At 41.3% G+C, this 3,331-nt stretch carries 2 protein-coding genes and 1 pseudogene; all 3 read left to right on the forward strand.

What is annotated here, in order from left to right; translation table 11 throughout:
• A pseudogene (locus ABZA26_RS10865) lies at positions 1-445 on the forward strand (response regulator); the annotation flags it as partial.
• Between the two features lie 2 nt (positions 446-447).
• Positions 448-2,088: a response regulator gene (locus ABZA26_RS10870; protein WP_372714550.1), complete on the forward strand. Its 1,641-nt coding sequence runs from the start codon at positions 448-450 to the stop codon at positions 2,086-2,088.
• A partial coding sequence (locus ABZA26_RS10875; RefSeq protein WP_372714551.1) for a diguanylate cyclase domain-containing protein occupies positions 2,063-3,331 on the forward strand: 1,269 nt, incomplete at its 3' end. The genes ABZA26_RS10870 and ABZA26_RS10875, both read left to right, overlap by 26 nt.

Consider the following 3,331-nt stretch of genomic DNA (forward strand, 5'->3'; position numbering starts at 1 on the left):
ATACTACTATAAAACAAGGGAACTGGAACTGACCAGACAGATAATGAAAAGAATATCCAACGAAAAGGGTCAGATCATGGAATTCCCAGAGAACAGTGACCAGGAGCAGAGTGAACTGGTGCTTAATCTCATAGAGATTATGAATATCTCCTATGTGCTCTTTGATAAAGATCTTCATGTGGGATTCACAAACCAGTATTTCCAGGAGCAGCATAATTTTTTACCGGAAAAAATCGACAGGGAGTTTTTTGAAAAGCTGGGAATAAAAGATATAGACATGGAAAGATTCCAGGAAGACGCAGCAGGAATATTTGAAAACAAAAGATCAAAGATGATAAAACTCACAGGGGAAGATTCCCATAAAATAATAATTGTCAAAATCATACTGGTAGTAGACGGAGAAAGAAGAGAAAAAGGGCTCATATTTATAGGGGGAAGGAATTAGACATGTCTAGAACAATACTCATAGTCGATGACGATCCCACCATCTGCAGTGAGCTGCAGAAAGAGCTGAAAAGAAACTTTTTTCCCACTCATGTGGCGGGAAACTCAAAGGACGCACTGGAAATACTGAATAAAAATAAAATTGATATTATACTCCTGGATATATTCATGCCTGATATTGACGGCCTGGATATGCTAGAGAAGGTCAAGGCAAAGTGGCCTGCCATCGAGGTAATAATAATAACGGGATACAGCTCCCAGGATGTGGCCATAAAGGCTCTGAGAAGGGGAGCCATAGATTATCTGGAAAAGCCCATCAACTATGAGGAGCTCAATACCTCTATAGGCCGGGCAATGGAAAAAATAACAGAGAATGCCGACCTGACTTACAGACACTCTATACTCCTGGTGGATGACGACAAGGATGCCACTAAAAAACTGTCCAGAATACTTTCTAAAGAGGGATATGAGGTCTTTACTGCCAATGACGGAAAAGAGGGACTGGGGATAATAAACCAAAATAAGATAGATATACTCATAGCTGACATAGAGATGCCCATTATGGGCGGGATAGAGCTTTTGCAGAAGGTAAAAAAATTCCAGAAGGATATAGAGGTAATCATGATGACAGGTTTCGGAGATGAAAATCTGGCTATAGAGGCTCTGAGAACCGGAGCCATAAACTACCTTCGTAAACCCATCGACCTGGATGAACTCCTCATTGCCATAGAACAGGCAGTGGAGAGGATACTTCTCTATAGAAATCAGCTGTACCGTGACAGGGAGCTGAAAATAAACTCTCAGATAGTGTCAAAGATAAACGAGGAGCTAGAGAGAAGAATAGAGGAGAGGACACTGGAGATAACCCAGGTCCAGAGTCAGCTGTTTCAGACTTCCAAGCTGGCCACTCTGGGGGAGATGGCGGCAGGTCTGGCCCATGAGCTCAATCAGCCCCTTGCAGGACTATCACTCTGTACTACAAATATGAAAAAACTAAAGCAGAGGGACCTTCTGACAGACATGGAAATAGATGAGACTATAGAGAATATAGAGGGTCTCATAAAGAGAATGTCCAAAATTATTGTGCATATAAGAACCTTTGCCAGACAGGATCTGCAGAAGTTTAAGAGCATAGATATAAATGATAGTGCGGAAAATGCACTGAATCTCATGGAGGAACAGCTGAGACTCAATAATATCCAGATCAAAAGAAACTTTAACTCATATATTCCCCAGATAAACGGGGAGCCATATCAGATAGAGCAGATCGTAATAAATGCCCTGTCAAATGCCAAAGATGCCCTGAATCAAAGGGAAGGGACAGGAGCAGATGATCCTGCAGTATGGAAGAAGAGTATAGAGATAAAGACATCTCTGGTAAATGAGTGGGCCTGCATAGATATTATCGATAACGGGATAGGAATGTCCAAGGCTGTAAAAGAAAAAATATTTGAACCATTTTACACTACAAAGGAAGTAGGGAAAGCAACTGGTTTGGGGCTGTCAATTAGCTATGGCATCATAGAGAGTCATAAGGGAAGGATAGACGTTTCTACTGAAGAGGGTAGAGGGACCACAATGTCTATAAAATTACCTGTAATAATGAAAGGTGAAGAATATGAAGAATCAAATTCTCATAATTGACGACGAAAAAATGATCAGAGAGGGTCTTAAGAAACTCCTGATTCTGGATGATTATGAGGTTTTTCTGGGAGAGGACGGGATTCACGGTCTGGAAGTGCTGGAAAAAGAGAAAAATAATATCCAGGTAGTGATATTGGATGTAAAAATGCCCAGAATGGACGGAATGGAAGTTCTGCAGATAATAAAAAAGAACTATCCTGAGATAGAGGTCATAATAAGCACGGGACACGGGGCCATAGAGACTGCCATTCAGGCTCTGAGGTTTGGAGCTTTTGACTATACAAATAAACCCATTGAATATGATGAACTTGCCCTGATAATCATGAGAGCTCTGGATAAGCAGAAGGTGGTAAGGGAAAAAATTGAGGCTGAAGAGGCTCTGAGACTGAGTGAAGAAAAATACCGTACAGTTGTGGAGCAGGCAAATGACGGGATAGGGATTATAAGCCGGGGGATATTTCAGTATGCAAGTCCTCCCCTGGGGAAGATACTAGGTTGTACAGTTTCTGAGTTAGAGGGAGATCTGATTGCAAACATAATTTCGCCGGATAATATCTCTTTGTTTGAGGACTATATGGACAGTGGACTCACAGGGAAGGCGGAAATAGTATTTCTCAATAAAAATAAAGAGAAAATATATGTGGAACTGAGCTCGGGGAGTATCAGGTATAGAGGGCAAGAAGCTTATTTAGTAATGTTCCGAGATGTCACAGAGAGGAAACAGTCAGAGGAAAAAATAAGATATCTGAGCTTCCACGACAGTCTCACAGGTCTGTATAACAGGGCTTATTTTGAAGAGGAAATGAAAAGACTGGATACCAGAAGGCAGCTTCCCATCAGTATCATTGTGGGAGATGTAAACGGACTGAAGCTTTCCAATGATGCTTTTGGGCACCATACTGGAGACGAACTGCTAAAGGTAGCGGCGGAGTGTATAAAGAAATCCTGTCGCAAAGAGGATATCATCTCTCGGTGGGGTGGCGATGAGTTTTTAATTTTACTCCCCACAGTGACAGAAGCTGATGCCCAGAGAGTGTGTAACAGAATAATGAATGAGTGTGAAAATTATGATGAGCTGCCTTTTAAAATAAGTATCTCATTAGGTGACGCTACAAAGGTAGATGAATCACAGGATCTCGGGGAGATTCTCAAGGCTGCAGAAGATAAGATGTATAAAAACAAACTGATGTCTGGTAAAAGTATACGTAACTCTATAATAACCTCTCTGAAAACTACTCTCTAT

The sequence above is a fragment of the Ilyobacter sp. genome, assembly GCF_041583315.1.
GTDB lineage: Bacteria > Fusobacteriota > Fusobacteriia > Fusobacteriales > Fusobacteriaceae > Ilyobacter.